This window comes from Microcoleus sp. A003_D6, assembly GCF_036702825.1.
Lineage (GTDB): Bacteria > Cyanobacteriota > Cyanobacteriia > Cyanobacteriales > Microcoleaceae > Microcoleus.
In genome coordinates this window covers 1-18,787 of record NZ_JAUBWA010000002.1, presented here as the reverse complement: position 1 = coordinate 18,787, position 18,787 = coordinate 1, and the positions used below count along the sequence as shown (strand labels likewise).

Annotated in this window: 16 protein-coding genes and 1 tRNA gene; 6 read left to right on the top strand and 11 right to left on the bottom strand. The window is 45.1% G+C overall.

All coding sequences use genetic code 11. From position 1 onward, the window contains the following. Positions 1–397: 397 nt before the first annotated feature. The 3 genes from QUB70_RS00995 to QUB70_RS00980 form a co-directional block, all read right to left on the bottom strand. Positions 398–479: transfer RNA gene (locus QUB70_RS00995), tRNA-Leu, on the bottom strand. A 223-nt stretch (positions 480–702) separates the two neighbouring features. After that, positions 703–1,416 (bottom strand): peptidoglycan-binding domain-containing protein, encoded by a 714-nt coding sequence (locus tag QUB70_RS00990; protein ID WP_332977871.1) that lies wholly within the window; start codon positions 1,414–1,416, stop codon positions 703–705. A 1,074-nt stretch (positions 1,417–2,490) separates the two neighbouring features. Beyond that, positions 2,491–3,069 (bottom strand): biotin transporter BioY, encoded by a 579-nt coding sequence (locus QUB70_RS00980; protein WP_332977870.1) that lies wholly within the window; start codon positions 3,067–3,069, stop codon positions 2,491–2,493. A 360-nt stretch (positions 3,070–3,429) separates the two neighbouring features. Here QUB70_RS00980 and pstS point away from each other — a divergent pair, with 360 nt between their 5' ends. From pstS to pstB, 4 genes are all read left to right on the top strand, one after another. After that, positions 3,430–4,608 (top strand): phosphate ABC transporter substrate-binding protein PstS, encoded by a 1,179-nt coding sequence (gene pstS, locus QUB70_RS00975; protein ID WP_332977987.1) that lies wholly within the window; start codon positions 3,430–3,432, stop codon positions 4,606–4,608. A 332-nt stretch (positions 4,609–4,940) separates the two neighbouring features. After that, positions 4,941–5,897 carry a phosphate ABC transporter permease subunit PstC gene (pstC, locus tag QUB70_RS00970; RefSeq protein WP_332977869.1) on the top strand — a complete coding sequence of 319 codons (957 nt, stop codon included), beginning with the start codon at positions 4,941–4,943 and terminating at the stop codon, positions 5,895–5,897. A gap of 34 nt (positions 5,898–5,931) precedes the next feature. Beyond that, entirely contained in the window at positions 5,932–6,825 is an 894-nt protein-coding gene (gene pstA, locus QUB70_RS00965) for a phosphate ABC transporter permease PstA (RefSeq protein WP_332977868.1), read from the top strand. Between the two features lie 231 nt (positions 6,826–7,056). Continuing rightward, positions 7,057–7,857, top strand: a complete 801-nt coding sequence (gene pstB, locus QUB70_RS00960; RefSeq protein ID WP_332977867.1) for a phosphate ABC transporter ATP-binding protein PstB — start codon at positions 7,057–7,059, stop codon at positions 7,855–7,857. A gap of 310 nt (positions 7,858–8,167) precedes the next feature. Here the strand turns inward: pstB and QUB70_RS00955 are convergent, their stop codons facing one another. From QUB70_RS00955 to QUB70_RS32580, 5 genes are all read right to left on the bottom strand, one after another. Next, positions 8,168–8,956 carry a bestrophin family ion channel gene (locus QUB70_RS00955; RefSeq protein ID WP_332977866.1) on the bottom strand — a complete coding sequence of 263 codons (789 nt, stop codon included), beginning with the start codon at positions 8,954–8,956 and terminating at the stop codon, positions 8,168–8,170. 199 nt (positions 8,957–9,155) lie between these two features. Then, positions 9,156–9,635, bottom strand: a complete 480-nt coding sequence (locus QUB70_RS00950) for an aromatic-ring-hydroxylating dioxygenase subunit beta (protein WP_332977865.1) — start codon at positions 9,633–9,635, stop codon at positions 9,156–9,158. A gap of 2 nt (positions 9,636–9,637) precedes the next feature. Further along, a complete protein-coding gene (locus QUB70_RS00945) occupies positions 9,638–10,885 on the bottom strand; it encodes an aromatic ring-hydroxylating oxygenase subunit alpha (RefSeq protein WP_332977864.1) in 1,248 nt (415 codons plus the stop codon). Between the two features lie 194 nt (positions 10,886–11,079). Continuing rightward, entirely contained in the window at positions 11,080–11,571 is a 492-nt protein-coding gene (locus QUB70_RS00940; protein ID WP_332977863.1) for a hypothetical protein, read from the bottom strand. 1,450 nt (positions 11,572–13,021) lie between these two features. Next, positions 13,022–13,285 (bottom strand): NblA/ycf18 family protein, encoded by a 264-nt coding sequence (locus tag QUB70_RS32580; protein WP_442927670.1) that lies wholly within the window; start codon positions 13,283–13,285, stop codon positions 13,022–13,024. A 135-nt stretch (positions 13,286–13,420) separates the two neighbouring features. Here QUB70_RS32580 and QUB70_RS00930 point away from each other — a divergent pair, with 135 nt between their 5' ends. Further along, a complete protein-coding gene (locus QUB70_RS00930; protein WP_332977862.1) occupies positions 13,421–14,017 on the top strand; it encodes a phycobiliprotein lyase in 597 nt (198 codons plus the stop codon). Positions 14,018–14,317: 300 nt separating this feature from the next. After that, positions 14,318–15,076, top strand: coding sequence for a phycobilisome rod-core linker polypeptide (locus tag QUB70_RS00925; RefSeq protein WP_332977861.1), 759 nt, complete (start codon positions 14,318–14,320; stop codon positions 15,074–15,076). Between the two features lie 287 nt (positions 15,077–15,363). Here the strand turns inward: QUB70_RS00925 and QUB70_RS00920 are convergent, their stop codons facing one another. From QUB70_RS00920 to QUB70_RS00910, 3 genes are all read right to left on the bottom strand, one after another. Beyond that, on the bottom strand, positions 15,364–15,798 hold the full coding sequence (locus QUB70_RS00920; RefSeq protein ID WP_332977860.1) for a hypothetical protein: 435 nt from the start codon (positions 15,796–15,798) through the stop codon (positions 15,364–15,366). A gap of 30 nt (positions 15,799–15,828) precedes the next feature. Next, the gene (locus QUB70_RS00915; protein ID WP_442927673.1) at positions 15,829–16,767 is read right to left on the bottom strand and encodes an RluA family pseudouridine synthase; all 939 of its coding nucleotides are present in this window, start codon (positions 16,765–16,767) and stop codon (positions 15,829–15,831) included. Between the two features lie 304 nt (positions 16,768–17,071). Then, entirely contained in the window at positions 17,072–18,520 is a 1,449-nt protein-coding gene (locus QUB70_RS00910) for a RecQ family ATP-dependent DNA helicase (RefSeq protein ID WP_332977858.1), read from the bottom strand. Between the last annotated feature and the right edge of the window lie 267 nt (positions 18,521–18,787).

Here is an 18,787-nt window from a genome sequence, read left to right as displayed (position 1 = left end):
CTTGGGGATTTTCAAATGATTTTTTTCATACCCTGATTAAGCAACGCCCAAACTCTCTTCAGGTGTCAGCGACTCAATGACTTGAATTAAGGAGTCAACCAACTGAATGTTCATAGCTGGTAATTTACAGAATAGACCTCTTGCAAAAGTCCTTTTAATCAAATTTTGGAACGGGCAAGATGCCCATTCCACAAGAAAAAAACTTTTTGTGGGATGGGCCGGAGAGCCCGTCACAGCTATTTTTGCAAGAGGTCTAATATATAATAGTGCGATCGCTCAAAATATCATAGCAAATTTCTAGTTCAGCCTTCAATTTTCGCAATCTTTCTGTACAGTGACAAATAATTTGTTACTGTACGACCCGGTGGGTTTTTTTCTTTGGGAATACCATCTGCTATGCGGATAAAAGGACTTGAACCTTCACTCCTTTCGGAACCAGAACCTAAATCTGGCGCGTCTGCCAATTTCGCCATATCCGCATTTTGACATTCAAAAACTATAGCACACAACAGAGCGATCGGTCAATCGATTTTAGATTTTAGATTTTAGATTTTAGATTGAAGAAAGCGACCCACTGATAAATCCGCAGGCTTACGACGAAATTGCTCGATCGGTCAACATTGAGAAACCCGGTCATTTTTGGACACCGGGTTCACTGATGAGTTATTGCCACAGGAATTTTCCCTATTTCTCACTCGTGACTTAGCTTTGACCGATCGCCTTCCAGGTTTTTTCGTCCACCACGCCGTCCGCCGTCAAACCCTTATACTCCTGAAAGCTCTTGACAGCCGTAGCAGTGCGAACACCAAAAATGCCGTCAATCGGGCCCGGATTGTAACCCTGTATTTGCAAACGCACCTGTAGCGTCTTCACCTTGGAACCAGCAGCGCCTTTGGTTAGGGCCGTTGCAGGATTGCGGATAGCAGGAGCGCTGTTCTGAGTTGGAGCATTGCTCTGTAAAGTTTCAGGAGCCCGCGCCGGCTCGGCTGCTAAAGCTGTCCAAGTTTCTTTGTCCACAATGCCGTCTGACTTCAACCCCTTAGACTCTTGAAAGGCACTGACAGCCGATGCGGTGCGAGATCCATAGGAACCGTCGATCGTCCCTACCTTGAAACTGTGCACCTGCAAGCGCTGCTGTATAGCCGCAACTTCTGGCCCGTCAGCTCCTGCTGAGATAGTTTTTTCCTTTCTTACTGGCTTTTGCTCGCCCGCGTAAAAAGGCTTGTTAAACATATCTTCTTGGGAATTTGCATCGGGCGATGCCGACGCACCCGGATCGGCTGGAGCCGCAAAGTCTCTGCGGTACTGTTCCTGCACAAAGGGTTTGGAGTCGTCAAAGGCAGCAGTTGCCTTTCTGGTCAACGCGGGAGCGAGCAGAGCAAGCAAGCTGAAAATCGTAACAGTAGTCACACGCATAAATTTCATCCTGTTGGTGAGGTTTGACAAGGTTTCGCTGTTTTCAAGTTTCTCAATCTAATTGTATTACCCGGACTGCTTTCTGAGAAATCTAGCAGAATGAAGAAGGAAGAAGGCTCTTCCACTTCGCGAGCGGGTAACAAAAAGTCCGAGAGAAGGGGTAATAGACCGAATTGGTTTGGGCCATTAAGAACGTCCTAAGTGTCGGGCGCGGTTGCTATATGTGCCACAGCTTCTAGAAGTTCGGCAATCGGGACGGCCGCACTCAGAAGTTATGAGTTGGAAGCAGGGACGGGTTCGCACTATTCCTCAGAAACCCGGTTGATTCCGAGATGTTTTGTTACTAAAGCCAATATTTTAGTAGAAACCGCGTTTCTTAGCCTCTGTCCTCTTGTATAAAACCTGCTCTCATTCACAAATCTTTACGGGCGGGTTGTGTAAAAAGTCGATCGGTGAGAGACCAAGTTTTTTCCTTCAACCAGCCCGTAAGAAGCAAAAGTCGCCACTTATCGGTTCGCGTGTTCTGCTAATAAAGCCTTTGCTCTCGGCTTGTAAATCAGATAAAACAGCGCTTCTATGTAGCGGAGCATATCTTCGCGGTTTTCCTTGGACGAGTAGTTCCAGAAACCGTAAGTCCGGGCCAGCGTCAGCAGCCTGGCAGTATGAATTTTATAGGTATACGTGCTGTAAACTAGGTCAATTCCTCGCGTTGAAATTTCATACCAATAGTTGGGATTGTGTTCGCATTTCGATAAAAAATCTAGAACTTTTTGGGCGGTTTCCGGGTGGTTTGTCGGGTTGATATAAAACCCATTTACGCCATCTTGAATGATTTCCAGCGGGCCGCCAAACTGCGTCCCGCAAATGGGAATTCCGGTAATAGACCTCTTGCAAAAATCCTTTTAATCAAATTCTGGAACGGGCTCTCCGGCCCATTCCACAAGAAAAAAAAATTGTGGGATGGGCCGGAGAGCCAGTCCTAGTTATTTTTGCAAGAGGTCTAATGACTAATGACTAATGACTAATGACTAATGACTAATGACTAATGACTAATGACTAATGACAACTGACAAATTAATAAAACATCAAGCGGCGCAAAGTAAATGACAGCAATGCGATCGCACAAACTACTGCCAATTGTCCCGGCAGAGGATAAATCGAATATTTAAGAATCTCATCGAATAAAGGTGTTTTTTTGCCTGGAAGCAGCAAGTATGTAAAAATTAGATAAATTAAGCCGATCGCGTGAACAGTGAACAAACCGCACAAACAGCTAAAAGCCATAGATTCCAGCCGCGAAGCCACCTTAAAAGCCACCCAGCCGCACACCCAAGCGCCAGGGACAAAACCCAGCAAATACCCAAAACTCGCTTGTTTGAGATAGCCGATGCCGCCGCCTTGAGAAAAAACTGGCCACAAAGTTAATCCTAAAGCTAAATAAGCAATTTGCGAGAGAGCCGCAGCATTTTTTCCCCCCATGCAGCCTACTAGCAAAACTGCTCCAATTTGATAGGTAACACCTAAAGAGTACGCCTGAAGTCCGCGATCGTCCCAAAACCCGATCGGAATTGTGACAGATGCAGGCAAAAAAGTGCCTCCTATCGTCAGCAGCAAACCAATAAAAGCCCAGATTAATTCAATAGGAGCAGGCATTATAGCATTCGTCAGAAGGTATTTGTCAGATGCAAGCTAGAGTGCCCGCAGCTTTTAAGTTCTTAATACTAGCACCTCGTCAAAACAACCACCATTCTATGGTTTCTGGTTCTTAATCCCGGATATTCCGATCGTTATAATGCGGAATTTTTCGCGATCGGGCGATCGAATGCTTGTTTCCGCATTAATTCATCTTGTCCATACCTTATGAAATCACAATTGTCAAGCCCATAAATGATTTTTATTGAATATTAATTAATATTAAGTTGTGATTAAATGTAAAGATTCTTAACCTAACCTTTACTTTCGCGCGATATGCTGGTGCGGGACACACCTATAACGATCGAAGCTTTTATACCTATGCTTTTTCGTCTCAACTTGATTAATCCGAATCGGCTGACTACTACAATTTCCGCAATGGCGATCGCCCTCAGCTTAGCAGCTTGCGGCGGCGGCAGCACAACCAGCAGCAGCCCCAGCCCCGGCGACACCGCAGCATCCCCTGGCGCATCCCCCGTTGCAGCCACCGGCACAGCAGCCCCCAGCAAACTCGCCCTAGCCTCAGATGTAGCCATCACCGCAGCAGGCGCCTCATTCCCCGCACCCCTGTACCAGCGTTGGTTTCAAGACTTCAACAAAATCAACCCAAAAGTACAAATTAACTATCAATCAGTAGGCAGCGGCGCCGGAGTCGAACAATTTACCAAAGGCACAGTAGACTTTGGGGCCAGCGACACCGCCATGAAAGACGACGAAATCGCCAAAATTCCAGCAGACAAAGGCGTGCTCTTGCTGCCCATGACAGCCGGCAGCATCGTCATCGGCTACAACTTGCCAGATTTACCCGAACTCAAACTGCCCAGAGACGTTTACACAGAAATCTTCCAAGGTAAAATTACCAAGTGGAACGACCCCAAAATTGCAGCAGCCAATCCGGGCGCTAAATTGCCAGACCAAGCCATCACCATCGTCCACCGTTCCGACGGTAGCGGTACCACCGCCGTCTTCACCAAACACCTGAGTGCAATCAGCCCCGACTGGAAAGCAGCAGTAGGCGACGGCAAAACAGTGCAGTGGCCAGTAGGCGTAGGCGCAAAAGGCAACGAAGGCGTTACAGCCCAAGTCCTGCAAACCGCAGGCAGCATCGGCTACGTAGAATACGGCTACGCCAAAAACAACAATCTCAAATTTGCATCTTTGCAAAACAAAGCAGGCAGCTTTGTCGCACCTACCGACGAGTCAGCTTCTCAAGCTCTAGCGACTGTGCCCCTGCCGGAAAACCTGCGAGCATTTATCGAAGACCCAGAAGGCGCTCAATCCTATCCAATTGTCACCTACACTTGGATGCTCGTACCCAAAACAGTTGCTGACCCCAACAAAGCTAAAGCTATCGAGGCAATGGTTGAATACGGCTTGAATGAAGGTCAAAAAGTTAGTTCCGAATTGGGCTACGTTCCTCTGCCCCAAAGCGTTAAAGAAAAAGTAGCTTTGGCAGCCGATGGCATCAGCCCAGACTACAAGATTGAGGTTGCCAAATAGTAATTGTTGACTGTTGACTGTTGTCCGTTGACAGTTGGCCGTTGGAAAAAAGGAAAAAGAAAGAAGCAAGAGAGATATTTCTGTAGGGGCGGGTTTCACCGACAATAATTGCCGAAAATCAATAATCTGATAAACCCGCCCCACCCAACGGTAAATCGCCATTTACCTCTTTCAAAATACAAGGGTCAGGTTTTACCAGAAATATTTGTTAAAAAGTCAGGGAATTAATCAACCCGCCCTTCTGGGATTTGATTTACGGTTTTTGTTTCTACTTCTTTCTAGGTTTTTCCGAAACAGACTATTTCTCATTACTACTTTTTGGTTTTTTGTCTATGATTTCAGATACTCGCAGCGCTCAATCAGAGAAACGTTCCCGCTCTCAAGCAGAAAAATCCTTAGACCAAGGCTTTATCTGGCTGACGCGGATTTTGGGAATAGGAGTTGGTGTAATTTTGGTGGTAATCGCCCTCACCGTTGCTTACAGGGCTTTACCTGCGATTCAACAGTACGGTTTGGGCTTTCTATTTAGCAGCGATTGGAATCCGGTTAAGGAAGAGTACGGTGCGCTGCCGATGATTTACGGGACGATCGTCAGTTCGGCGATCGCGCTCCTAATTGCAGTACCATTAGGAGTAGGGACTGCCATCTTCTTGAGTGAAGATTTTTTGCCGCTGCCAGTGCGTACAGCTTTAGTTTTTTTAGTAGAACTTTTAGCCGCCATTCCCAGCGTAGTCTACGGTTTGTGGGGAATTGCTGTATTAATTCCCATTATTACCACTCTCGGCAAGTTTCTCAACAGCACTTTGGGATGGCTACCGATTTTTAGCACCCCGCCAGTGGGCCCGGGAATGTTGCCAGCCGGAGTAATTTTGGGAATCATGACATTGCCCATTATTACTGCTATCTCCCGCGACTCTTTGGCAAGTCTCCCGCCCGATTTGCGACAAGCATCTTTAGGTTTGGGAGCCACTCGCTGGACGACAATTTTTCGGGTACTCGTACCTGCTGCTTTCTCAGGCATTGTCGGCGGAATTATGCTCGGGCTCGGTCGCGCTATGGGAGAAACAATGGCTGCAACTCTGTTAATTGGCAATTCCAATCAGTTAAGTCTTTCTGTCCTAGCTCCGGCAAATACTATTGCTTCTCTGATGGCAAATCAGTTTGCAGAAGCCTCCGGGTTGCAAGTATCAGCTCTGATGTACACAGGGCTAATTCTGTTTATTATGACGCTGATTGTTAATATTTTGGCAGAGTGGATTGTTTCTCAAGTAAAAGCAAAGTACAACTAGAAGTTTGTCGCAATTTTCTACACAGTTTTAGTTTATGTCAAATAGCGTCTCCGATGAGAATCCTTTGGTATCGAAAACAGGCAGTTTGAAGAAGGTTAAAAACAGCCCGCAATCGCTGTTTAATCTGGGGATGACTCTACTGGCGGGAGCTGGTCTGGCGATCACTCTCCTGCCTTTGTTTGCAGTGCTTTCCTACGTCACGGTACAAGGTTTCAACCGCCTGAATTTAGACTTGTTTACCAAGCTGCCACCGCCGCCAGGACTGTCGGGAGGCGGTATCGCGAATGCAATTGTCGGTACATTGATGACGGTAGGAATTGCTTCTTTAATTGCTGTTCCTTTTGGTATATTGGCAGCAGTTTATTTGTCGGAGTTCAGCAGCGGTCAAATAGCTCGCTGGGTGCGCTTTGCCACTAATGTCCTCAGCGGCGTTCCTTCGATTATTGCCGGGGTGTTTGCCTACGGTTTGTTCGTGGTAAATATGGGAGGTTTTTCGGCAATTGCAGGGGGCGCGGCGCTGGCAGTGCTGATGTTGCCGACGATTGTGCGGACTACTGACGAAGCTCTACAAATCGTCCCGCAGGATATTAGATGGGCGTCGGTTGGTGTTGGTGCTTCTAATTATCAAACGGTGTTGCAGGTGGTTTTGCCTGCGGCAATTCCGGCTATTCTAACGGGTGTGACGCTGGCAATTGCTCGCGCTGCTGGAGAAACTGCTCCTTTGATTTTCACGGCGCTGAATTCGCCTTTTTGGCCGGCAGGGTTTGATAAGCCAACTCCGTCGCTTTCGGTTTTGGTGTACAACTTTGCAACTGTTCCTTTTAAGGCACAGAAAGAATTGGCTTGGGCTGCATCTTTGATTTTGGTGTTTATGGTGTTGCTGACGAGTATTCTTTCTCGCTGGGCAACTCGCCAAAAAGTTTATTAGTCAGTTGACTGTTGACTGTTGTCAGTTGACTGTTGACAGTTGTCAGTTTTCATTAGTCATATCATTTTCGGTTAAATAAATATAATTATTGTAGGGGCGGGTTCGCCAAGATATTCAATACAAACCCGAGTTCCAGTAAACCCGCCCCGACCAATAAATTATAAGCAATCTACCGGAATTGAGATCGTTGTTCAGCGGTAATTTGAAAAAATCGATAGGAGTATTAACTGTATGATGATGGATTTGGACAAGCAAACGGAAACAGTTTTGCGGGCAGAGAATATCAATATTTTTTACGGCGCTTTTCACGCGGTGAAAAATGTTTCTATGGAGATTCCTAAAAATCGCATTACTGCTTTGATAGGGCCGTCTGGTTGCGGTAAAAGTACAATTCTGCGATGTTTTAACCGCCTGAACGATTTAGTTAACGGTTTTCGTTTAGAGGGTAGAATTAATTACCAAGGTCAAAATCTTTACGATCCTGATATCGATGCTGTGGAGGTGCGCCGCAAGATTGGGATGGTGTTTCAAAAGCCGAATCCTTTCCCGAAGTCGATTTATGACAATATTGCTTACGGTGCGAGGGTAAACAATTATAAGGGAGATATGGATGAGCTGGTGGAAAAGTCGCTCAAACAAGCTTATTTGTGGGATGAGGTGAAGGATAAGTTAAAGCAAAGCGGTTTTTCGCTTTCGGGCGGCCAGCAGCAGCGTTTGTGTATTGCTAGGGCGATCGCGATTAATCCTGATGTAGTGTTAATGGATGAACCTTGCGCTTCTCTCGACCCGATTTCTACGATTAAGGTTGAGGAGTTGATGCGGGAACTCAAGGAGAAGTATACGATCGTGATCGTTACTCACAATATGCAGCAGGCTTCTCGGGTTTCTGACCTGACTGCTTTTTTCAATGCTAAACTTTCTGACGATGGGAAGCGGTTTGGCTATCTTGTGGAGTGTGACAAAACCGAGGTGATTTTCCAAAGTCCGAAGGAAGAGTCTACTTTGGATTATGTCAGCGGCCGTTTTGGTTGAGTCCCCGACAGGTTGAAACCTGTCGCTACACAAAATCTCGTCTCTCTCTAAGAGACTAAAAACACTGACGGGGTGACAACCCCGTCAGCAAATTTACTTACCTGAGATGATCGAGGAAGCTCTTTTACCCAAAACGGAAAGAAACCCTGTTTAAGTATCTCTCAGGTGAGCTGGTTTTCTTTACATTTATTTACATAGAGGTGTTTATTTCCGCTTACCTACTTAATATGACTGGGCTTATTTATTTTACTTATTCTCAACAAGCCTTACTTTTTGCTATGAGCAATTGTTAAACAATCAAGTTTAAAACTTAAAAAGAAGTTAACATAAACTCTATATCACGCTTCAGGGTTGTACAAATTGCATCCAAGTGTAAGTCATTTGCATCGTAACCAAAAGGATTTTCTATTTCGATTCCTATTTCTTCTATGCCAAATAGCGTAAAACTAACTAGAGTAACTATCGGAATAGTCAACCAACCCATTTGCCCCACCAGTTGAAACGGTAATAATAAACAAAACAGCAGTAATAGTTGCATAAGATGAACCGCACCAGCTAAAGGAATAGGTGTGTCTGCAATACGCTGACAACCTTCCAAGCTGTCTACCAGTAAATTGATTGACACTTGCAATGGTATTATCTCCGGGGCTTGTATTTGTTTTTGATCGAGCTGATGCCGAAGATAATCCCCAATCCATAATATAATTTGTAGCTGAGGATTGCTTGATGTCTTTAGGTGGTGAAAATACTGAGATGAGGGCATCAACTCCTCTAGCTCACCATTTACAGGTTCCAATCTCAAAGCCAATTTACTAGCAAATGTAAAAGCAATTATTAGTTGTAGAATGGAAGCTCTTTTAGCTCGTTCCTCGGGTTCAACTTCTGCCGCACCTGCCCAAATTTGCCTAGACACGTTTAGACTCTGAGAAGCTAGGATTGACCAGAGCTTCCGACCCTCCCAAAAACGCTCGTAAGCCGTGTTGGTGCGGAATACCAATAATAAACCTAAAACAACACTCGGAAGAATAGCCGCAAAACTAGGCTGATTTACAGGTAATTTAAACCACAGGTATGCCACCGAAATAAATACAGCAAACAAACCCTAGAAAATCACTTGATTCAAAATTGAGGGAATCACTGAATTTTTTACATTTAAAGCTAATGTAAACCAGTGTGTTTTTTCTCTTCCTCTTGTCCTTGCCATAATGTTTTTGATTTTCAAAAAACAGCTAATAACTAAAGTTTAAACTAGGGTTCGCAGTCAAAGGGAGAGGCTGCTAAATAGTAAATTTCAGCCTCTAGATCGGGAAAATGAGCGATCCGGGAATTAGATTACCGTCGAGTACGCAGATCTTCTGACGAAACTTGAGAGTGGTCTCCTCGCGAACGATAACATCGAAGTAGCGTCCTGCATTGAACACATGGATTGTGTCATCGACGAAGCTCTCGAAGACGACAAAATTAGCTTGCGCGTAAAGCGTTCCGCAGGTATTTTTAACAATGCAGATGTTCGAGATCACATGACGGAAAAAACGTGGCGTGTAGAAGTTGACCCTCTTAATCGCATCAACTCGATCGAGAACCATTCCGCGTCCCTCACAGAGCATCAGTGCAAGAGGAAGATCTCGGTCGTAATTCTCACGTGTGACGATTTTGTACAGGCAATCATTGGTGAAGAACTCGGGCCAGCACGCAAGTTCGTCGTCGAGGGCGTTCGCGTAATTATAATATAGGGTTTCAAGCTCGTCACGGGAAATTTTGCTTTCAATGACTGTCATGACTACACCCCCATGATGTCCCGATAGTATTTATAGAAAGCGCGCATCCCTGCTTCGGTCAGCATGTGGTTTTCGCTCTGGCATCCGTGACCGCCCATCTCGACAACAGCTTCATCCTTGTCATACGCCTGTATGCCATTTTGCAAGCATTGCATAACTTCGCTGTCGTCAATTGAAACGTAGCCAGCAGGACCCATAAGGTTTGCTTGCAAAAGACGTCTTTTTGTCATTTCGGGAGTATCATCAGCGTATCCGAAGAACGTCCAAATGAATTCAAAAGCTTCGGGACTGCGGGTAACAATTTGTCGAGTTGCAAGTGTATTTAATTGCTGCTGCACAATAACGTTTGGATAGATCGTCTGAATTACAGAAGTGGAGTGTCCCGGAAACTCGTGTACGCTGTCAAGCATCTGCGAACCTTGCAACTTTAAGTCGGCCATGAATGCTTTTGTCTGGAGTGCCGCACTTGATGCGCTCGCTTCTTCCTTGGTATTGATCAGACAAGCATGGCGACCAGTCTTATCTATCACGACCGCTGAGCGTTGGTCAGCTCGCACGAGGTTGAACGTCACAAAGAAGACGTGCAGCGTGGTCGCGTGATACTGATCTTTGAGGTTCTCGAAGATCAATTTCCAGTTGCTGTTGATGAGCTGCCGTGAGTAGCCAAGGACGCGCAATTCTCGACCATCGAAAACACGGTCAAAGTACGTGAGCATTGAGGAATCGAGATAATCTTCAAACGGCTCAATGTCCGGATCGAACGAAGCGAAGATGACCCCATTGCGCTCTGCAACCTTCAGTTTATGCAGAGAATGCGCTTTGAGATCAAAATCTTTGGGCATTCCACCCTGACCTTTCAAACCTTGCTGAAACGTCACACCCCGAAGGTTACCCTTAAGGTCGAATGTCCATTTATGGTAAGGGCATTGCAACGAAGTCGCGTTTCCAAAATCCCGTACACAAAATGCCATGCCGCGATGTGTACATTTATTGATAAAGACATTTATGAAGCCGTCTTTGTCGCGGGTGACGACGACAGGTTTATCGCCGATCGTAGCACGCTTAAAGTCACCAGGATTCGGAATCTCAGCCGACAGACCCACGTAGTTCCAAGTCCGACCCCCAAAAATTCGCTCTTGCTCACGCGCATAGATAGCTGGATCGGTGTAAAACTTATACGGAATCCGCCAACAGACCGCTTCGGTAGAATTTCTTTGTGCTTCGGGTTCAACAACAGGCAACGTATCCATATCCGTTATATTCATGTTTATCTTTAGTATAAGAGAGTAGCCTTGACACACTACTAAAATATTTTGAGAATTACGGCTGGCTATCCAATAAACGCGGGAAGGTTTGAGGAGGATATAGCGAGGGGAGATAGAAAAGCATTAATATATTTTTTCCCTCTCTAACCTTCCCCATATGAGAGCGGTAGCTTTACGGCTTAACCATAGGGGTGCCCTGTGGGGTAAAAAAGCTGTATTTTTCGATCAAAAAGTTTCTTTTCTTCTGCGTATAGTTCCTCAAGCTGCTGGACTACATCTTCAGAAACTCCAATTAGTGTGGCTGCTTTACGAACCGCTGCTTTCTCACCTTCCTGGTATGCTCCATCAGCAGAACAAGCACCTATTGCATCATAAATTATGGCGTGTCTTGCATTTCCAGAAATATGATCGTTACTGGCTATTACCTGTTCGAGGCTATCTGTTGCCGGATAGTTTTTGAGTTCTTCAATATCTGAATCAGAGGCTCCTTTTGCCGCAGTAAGCCCCATAATCCAATCTTTTTCTGCTGGAGCTATTTCTCCATCGCCACTTGCACAAATAAAAAGAGCTTTTGCGTACGTAATTGTACTATCTTCAGGCGGCAATTCGTCGAAACCTCGTGATTGTTTAAAAATCCACTTAGCAATGGTGTGACGAACATTGTTAGACATAATTAGCTTTGTCCTGTTAATGTGAAAGTAACACTACTATATTCTATTTTGGCAAGAATATATTTCTTGTTACAAAACTTTACTTTACAATAAATCCTGACGGGGTTACACCAAGAATCAAAAGCTTTGCCCGTAGCCATTGGTGACAAGTTAAGACTTAATTGCATTTGTCAATTAGTAATATTACTCAAAAAAACTGCTTTTTTAGGAGTGGAAAATTCACGATTTGAGAGAGAGTAGATATAAATATCACCCTCGGCATGATTTATCGATCGCCCAAATCTCAGTTTTATGCCCAAAATCCGAGTAAATGTTGAGCATAATTCCTGATTGACAAATGCTTTCTTAGCTTAACTTGTTACCAATGCCCGTAGTGGACCAGTGACAACTTAAGCGAAAAAAAGATGGGGTCATTTTTCTCAACCAACTCCATCCGTTAAATATGTTTCCTCCTATTCCATTAGCTGGAAAATTTTTGCTAAAAAATGCATCAGTAATATTTAAGATAAAAATATCTAATTGCACCAATTTTATCACTATTTAAAAGTTATAAAATTCTCCGTTTAGGCGATCGTAAATCTGGTAGAGTCAAGGTGGGCAGGTGGGTCTGCGACAAAAAAGTAAATTTTCATGGTAAAAAAATAGTGATATATCCAGCAAGAATTCCCCGAATATATCAACCTGTCCTAGTTAGGATTGTTGCCAGGAATTAGGTTGTTTATCAGCGACATTAAAGTCGCGAAATAACAAGAGTTGGGTAAGTTTAATGTCGCTGGTTATTGGCGGCGTAAATATCGGGATAAGGTTGAAGATGAGGGTTGGTAGCTGCTGACTAATTTAACCAGCTCACAAGCAGCGATTGCTGCATTCAAATGTCGCAGTGGGATTTAAGCTATGTTCAAAGACTGCAAGACAGGTGGTTATAATAAGCGAGAAGAGCCATGCGTCGGCTGAGCGGATCAAAAATTTTGTTCTTTTGATTGCTATCGCTTACAATTGCGCTATCTTCCCATGTCAAAAAATCATTCATCATGGGAATGGGAATACAAAAATATATTGGTTGCCTTACAGCATCCAAGCGAACGCTCCGCCGACACAGTAGTTTTTGGGGTGGATTGTATGGTCAATATTGGATAATAGGAATGGAAATTTATGGAGAAATTCTTGCGGAATTAATGGCAACAAGACGCAACAAGCTGCTATTTTATCAGAGGGGAACAGGGCTATGTCCTTAATTATACAGATGTTTTGACTCTTGTGGTCACCCCCTTAGCTAAAAACATTTAATTTGCTGAGTATGGTAGCGACAAAAAAAACTGCGTAAAACTTTTCTGAATTGAGAATCCCGCTTTCTTGGAAAAAGCGGGATTCTGGATTTTTTGTTTAAAAGCTCGATCGCACTTTTTGCAGATACAAGCCACTAATTTTTGTGAAGAAATGCTCGAAGAGTTCACATATTCTTCATCCAATGCTTTAACAGGTTTTCTTTAACCATGTTTTGCCGCATAACTTCGAGCAAGTATTCCTGAGCTTGGCTTTGGCTTAAGCTTTTGACTTCTTCGCGCAGCACTTGTAGTTTGAACTGCTGTTCCATGCTGAGGCTGGTTGTAGGCATATCCATAAGTCGCTCCTCCAGTTTGCTGAGATCGATGCGAGATCGATCGAAATGATGTTTCGCAGGATTTGTTGTTTCTCCTACATTGTAAACTATCATAACATTCCCTTGACAATATGTCCAAAGTACACATTTTAAGACTAATTTGTGCCGCAAAAGTACATCTAAGTGGGGGGAGCCTTATCATAAAAAGGCGTAAAGACCGGGAAGCACAAGCCAAAGGAGCTAGTTCGTATGGATGCAATGGAGTTTTTTCAAAGCAGCGCTGGGGAGTGGCGATCGCAGCGCAGCACTCACCACCTCGCTTTCCGCCAAGCGGAGATTGGGGATTCAAATATTCAGGTAACGGCCCTGGGTGCGGATGACGCGAAAGTCGCGGAGATTTGCAAGATGCACGAAGTCGATCCGAGCCGGGCTGCTGGGGGGGCTTTTGTGACTTGGCACGGCTCTATGGCGTGGGATAAGGATGATGAGAATCATAAAGGGTCTACGGTGTTCGCGATCGTCCCCGATCCTGAAAATCCCCGACAGGGCTTGATGTTGCGCGAACGGGGCTATGCGGAAATTGTGCCGGTGGCTGGCCGTTTTGAGATGGATGACGAGGATGGGCTGCTGCTGATTACCGAATACGAGACGATGAGTTCGATCGAGCGTTTCTGGTTTCCCAATCCCAACGTGCGGATGCGGACGAGTAGTGTAAAGCGCTTTGGCGGTTTCAGCACTTCGACTTTTTGCACCGAAATTCGCGTGAAACCAGACTCGGATGCAACATCAGAACCAGCAGCATCTCAAATACCCGCCAGCGAGTTTTATTCGGCTCTGGGCTGGTAATTTAGTCATTAGTCCGCAGTCCGCAGTCATTAGTCAGCAGTCAGCAGTGGGCTGAGTCTCGAAACGACGCCAAAGTAATGACTAATGACCAATGACCAATGACTAATGACCAATGACCAATGACCAATGACTAATGACTTCCCCAAAGTCAACAAATGTTACAGATTGTTGCAAAAATTCAGGAAAATCAGATTTAGATTGCGGGAATCCCCTAATCTGTATGTTGGTTAGTTGTATCCGTTTTGCTGGCAGCTCACGGTGTCAACTATTTCTGAAATTTGAGATAACGGAGATTTTAACGTGGCGCTACCTTTGTTAAGCTACGCCCCCAAGAGCCAAAACCAGCGCGTTGCTGGTTTTGAAGTGGGGAGCGACGAGAAGCCCAGAATTTTCACAACTGAAAATGTGCTCTCGTCTGGAGACATGGAAAATTTGATTTGGGCTGGATATCGCCAGATTTACAGCGAACACCAAATCCTCAAGAGCAACCGCCAAAAGTCTTTGGAGTCGCAACTTAAGTTCGGCCAGATTACGGTGCGGGACTTTATTCGCGGTTTGGCGACTTCTTCTCCTTTCCTAGAGCGGAATTACCAAACTAACAGCAACTATCGATTTGTGGAAATGTGCGTGCAGCGCGTTTTGGGCCGGGATGTGTACAGCGATCGCGAAAAGATTGCTTGGTCGATCGTGGTCGCTAATAAGGGGCCTCAAGGCTTTATTGACGAGTTGGTCAATAGCGAAGAGTACCTGGATAAGTTCGGCTACGATACCGTACCTTACCAGCAGCGCCGAATTTTGCCTCAGCGAGTTGGAGGGGACACTCCTTTCAACTTGAAGACGCCCCGCTACAGCGAGTACCACCGTTCGCAGCTTGGCTTCCCGCAAATCATCTGGCAGACAGGCGTGCGCCGTTTTGTTCCTCAAGAACAGCAGCCCAAGGCTGGCGATCCGTCGAACTATTTGGGTATGGCGCGCAATATGCCCCTGCCTGCTAGTCCGCCGCAGCGCGTTCCTCTGGCTAATATCAATATCGAGACGATGGTTCCCCGTCGCCGGTAATTGATGCTGCCCTGATGCGATTATTTGTGTCGGGCGATCGACTGAATCGATCGGCTTTTAAGCTGAGAGAGTTTTGAGTCTTGAGTTTTGAGGTTTGAGTTTTTTGATAAACTTGGAATCCAAAACTCGGGACTCATAATTTTTTGAAGGAAGTTCGGCAGCGAGCGATGTGCGGGATGTAGCGGATGTATATTAGACTTATTGCGTCAATTTTTGATTGATAAGTCAACCGCAGATGTAAGGCAGATAACGCAGATAAACGCAGATGGATTTCAAGTAGTCTTTCTTTAAAAAGGTACAGGATCGGGTTCTGATGGTAACTGGCTTGCGCCCGTATAAGCCGATTGGAGTGTATCAAAAATGTATTCAAAAGCTTCTTCAAAGTGTCTGGGTTCATCAATGAGAATTTTGAAATCGCGACCCCAAGGATAAACATTCACAATGAAATTGTCAATAACTTTGTTAACACTCAAATATATTGTGACTGTTTCGCGATCGCCCTTTTCGGGATTTTCGGGATTTTCGCAAACATCGATCGCCCCATCAAAATGCAGTACGCCATCTTCGTCAAACTTTTGATTTTGTTTTTCGATCGCACATTCCAAGTAATCGCTCATTTGGTTGAGGAAAATTTCACTAAAATCCAAACAAGCTTGGCAGGATTCGCGATATGCTTGCCGGGATGTGGCGTAAGCTTTGCAAAGTTCCTCAAATTTAGACATAGAAATTACCAGTTTTAATTGACCAGAATATCAAATATGAGATCGCAGGCGCAATATTTTTAACAAGGTGTTGAATTGAGCGGGCAAAGGCGCGATCGCCTCTATTAATTCTCCGGTTACGGGATGCTGCAATGTCAGCCGCCATGCGTGGAGGGCTTGTCCGGTTAAATTGACGCCGATAGAACGGTTGGAACTGTACATCGGGTCGCCGACAATGGGATGTTTTATTTCGGCTGTGTGAACGCGAATTTGATGGGTGCGGCCGGTTTCTAATTGATAGTGCATTAAGCAATAGTTGCCGATTCTTTCTTTGATTGTCCAGTGAGTAACTGCGGGGCGGCCGCCTTTTTCTACTGGTACTACCGCCATTTTTTTGCGGTCTGTGGGATGCCGCCCGATGGGTAAGTCTATTGTGCCTGTTTCGGTGTTGGGAGCGCCGTAAACTATGCCTAAATATTCGCGGCGGGCGGTTTTGGTTTTGAGTTGGGCTTGCAGGTGTTGGTGGGCAATGTCGGTTTTGGCGATCGCGATCGCACCTGTTGTATCTTTGTCTAATCTGTGTACGATTCCCGGCCGCTGAACTCCGCCTATTTCTGCTAGGGGACAGTGGGCTAAGAGGGCGTTGACTAATGTACCGTCTGCGTGTCCGGCTGCTGGGTGGACGACTAATCCGGCTGGTTTGTTGATGATAATTAGGCTGTCGTCTTCGTAGAGAATGTCGAGGGGAATTGATTCCGGCTGCAAGGAAGTGGGCTGGGTTTCGGGTAAAGTGAGGTGGATGCGATCGCCCGTTTTGACTGAGATTTTTTTCGAGGTGCAGGTTTCGTCGTTGACTTTGACGTTGCCTTGTGATATGAGGGTTTGGATTCGCGATCGGGATAAGTCCGGTATCTGGTTTGACAGCCAAATATCTAATCGCTGATTGACATTATTTTGATTTAATTCCCCTGTATTTTCAACTGTGTACATTTGTTCTGTGTCTATTTCTATCATTTAGTTTCTTTTGGTAAGAGGTAATCCGTAATAGAAAATCTATCTATTTGCGTGGAGTCAATCTGTTGTAGGGGCGGGTTCACCGATCGTAATTGCCTAAAATCAACAATAGACCTCTTGCAAAAGTCCTTTTAATCAAATTTTGGAACGGGCAAGATGCCCGTTCCACAAGGAAAAATGTTTTTTGTGGGATGGGCATCTTGCCCGTCCTAGTTATTTTTGCAAGAGGTCTATTATAGTAAACCCGCCCCACCCAACAGTAAATCGCCATTAACTAAAATTACCGACAATTATCGCAGTGACCGCAGCGCATTGATTTAGCTTCCTTTGCAAACCCAAAAGCTTGCAGCAAAAATTGCCACCTGCATTCCCTGTGTTTGAGATATTTTACCATTTCCTCAGCGGCGGTAAAATTTGATTTTTCCGCTTTTTGCTGTGGAGATTTATCGATCGCATAATTAAAAGGATCTTGCCATGTTAATTGTCCGCTGCTGTGCAAGATAGAAAGGGCGATCGCACTTTCGGGAAATTCGCGGGAAACTGCTTCTATATCGCCTTTAACTGGCAGTTTTTTGGCTAACTGCTGCGCTTCTCGGTATTGCGATCGCAATTTATCTTGAAAAAATTGCCTTCTTTGTTTATCTTCGGGATAAAGCAAACCCGTCGGTTCGCTAATCAATGTCAGGGCGATCGCCGATTTGCCGTCGCGTCCGCCTCTACCAATTTCCTGAATGTATTCTGATAATAGCAAAGGTGCTTGAAAATGCACAACCCATCTGACATCGGGCTTGTTAATTCCCATACCGAAGGCTGAGGTACAAGTCACAAATTTAAGCTCATTGTTCAGCCAAGCTTTTTCTATTTTTCGCCGTTCTTCGGGACTCAAACCTGCATGATATGCTGCTGTTTCATAGCCTGATTCTTCCAGCAACTCGGCCAAATTTTCGCTATCTTTTCTAGTGCGAACATACACTAAACCTGCTTGTTTTGGTCGAGCTTTGATAAAATTTAATAATTGCTGCTTGCGTCCTCTGGGCGTCCAGACAGTTTGCACTTGCAGGTGCAGGTTAGAACGGTAGGGACTTAGCAGAAATGCTTCTGGTTTTTGCAGTTGCAAGACTTTTTTGATTGTCTGCTGTGCTTCCGGGTTGGCGGTAGCGGTGAAAGCTGCGATCGCAATTTTACTACCTTCCGGCTTGGTTTTCAATAAAGCCGATCGCACTGCGCCCAAACGGCGGTAAGCTGGTCGAAAAGTATCGCCCCACTGCACCAAACAGTGAGCTTCATCTAATATTAAACCATTGATGGGTATGTGCGGCTGACTGATAATTTCCCAAACAGGTTTGCTGAGTAATGTTTCAGGAGACAAGTACAGCAATCTTAATTTGTTTTGTTGCAGCGATTGCATAGTTTGGCGGCGCTGCGGTGTTGGCAATTGACTGTGGAGGAGGGAAGCGGGGAGATTGCGATCGCGCAATTCTTGCACTTGATTTTCCATAAGTGCTACCAGCGGCGAAACGACCAAAGTTAAGCCTGTTTGTAACAAAGCTGGCAGTTGAAAGCAGATTGATTTGCCGCCACCTGTCGGCATAATTATAATTGTATCTTTTCCCGCTAATAAACTGCTAACTATTTCTCCTTGCGGCGGCCGAAAGTCGTCGTATCCCCAGATTTTTTTAAAGGCTGTGCGGGCTTGATTTAATGATGTTGGTTCTGGTGGGTATTTCATGTGGTTTATTCCCAAATCAGACCTGTCAATTATACCTGAGTCCGTAGGGTGCGTCAGCAAAAGTCCGATCTGTGTTTAGCAAAGATTTTATAACTGACGCACCCTACAATACCTGATTCCGTAGCGTGCGTCAGCAAAAGTCCGATCTGTGTTTAGCAAAGATTTTATAACTGACGCACCCTACAATAACCATTGGTGACAAGTTAAGGAAAAAGGGAAATTGTCAAGGGTAGTATTGACATTGATCTGGATCGTGGGAAACTTAGA

Excerpts from the sequence above, each read along its gene's own strand:
- QUB70_RS00910 (WP_332977858.1), bottom strand. The coding sequence starts at position 18,520 with ATGAAATACCCACCAGAACCAACATCATTAAATCAAGCCCGCACAGCC.
- QUB70_RS00930 (WP_332977862.1), top strand. The coding sequence starts at position 13,421 with ATGGATGCAATGGAGTTTTTTCAAAGCAGCGCTGGGGAGTGGCGATCG.
- pstS (WP_332977987.1), top strand. The coding sequence starts at position 3,430 with ATGCTTTTTCGTCTCAACTTGATTAATCCGAATCGGCTGACTACTACA.
- QUB70_RS00945 (WP_332977864.1), bottom strand. The coding sequence starts at position 10,885 with ATGGATACGTTGCCTGTTGTTGAACCCGAAGCACAAAGAAATTCTACC.
- QUB70_RS32580 (WP_442927670.1), bottom strand. The coding sequence starts at position 13,285 with ATGATAGTTTACAATGTAGGAGAAACAACAAATCCTGCGAAACATCAT.
- QUB70_RS00920 (WP_332977860.1), bottom strand. The coding sequence starts at position 15,798 with ATGTCTAAATTTGAGGAACTTTGCAAAGCTTACGCCACATCCCGGCAA.
- pstA (WP_332977868.1), top strand. The coding sequence starts at position 5,932 with ATGTCAAATAGCGTCTCCGATGAGAATCCTTTGGTATCGAAAACAGGC.
- QUB70_RS00990 (WP_332977871.1), bottom strand. The coding sequence starts at position 1,416 with ATGCGTGTGACTACTGTTACGATTTTCAGCTTGCTTGCTCTGCTCGCT.
- pstC (WP_332977869.1), top strand. The coding sequence starts at position 4,941 with ATGATTTCAGATACTCGCAGCGCTCAATCAGAGAAACGTTCCCGCTCT.
- QUB70_RS00940 (WP_332977863.1), bottom strand. The coding sequence starts at position 11,571 with ATGTCTAACAATGTTCGTCACACCATTGCTAAGTGGATTTTTAAACAA.
- QUB70_RS00915 (WP_442927673.1), bottom strand. The coding sequence starts at position 16,767 with ATGTACACAGTTGAAAATACAGGGGAATTAAATCAAAATAATGTCAAT.
- QUB70_RS00950 (WP_332977865.1), bottom strand. The coding sequence starts at position 9,635 with ATGACAGTCATTGAAAGCAAAATTTCCCGTGACGAGCTTGAAACCCTA.
- pstB (WP_332977867.1), top strand. The coding sequence starts at position 7,057 with ATGATGATGGATTTGGACAAGCAAACGGAAACAGTTTTGCGGGCAGAG.
- QUB70_RS00980 (WP_332977870.1), bottom strand. The coding sequence starts at position 3,069 with ATGCCTGCTCCTATTGAATTAATCTGGGCTTTTATTGGTTTGCTGCTG.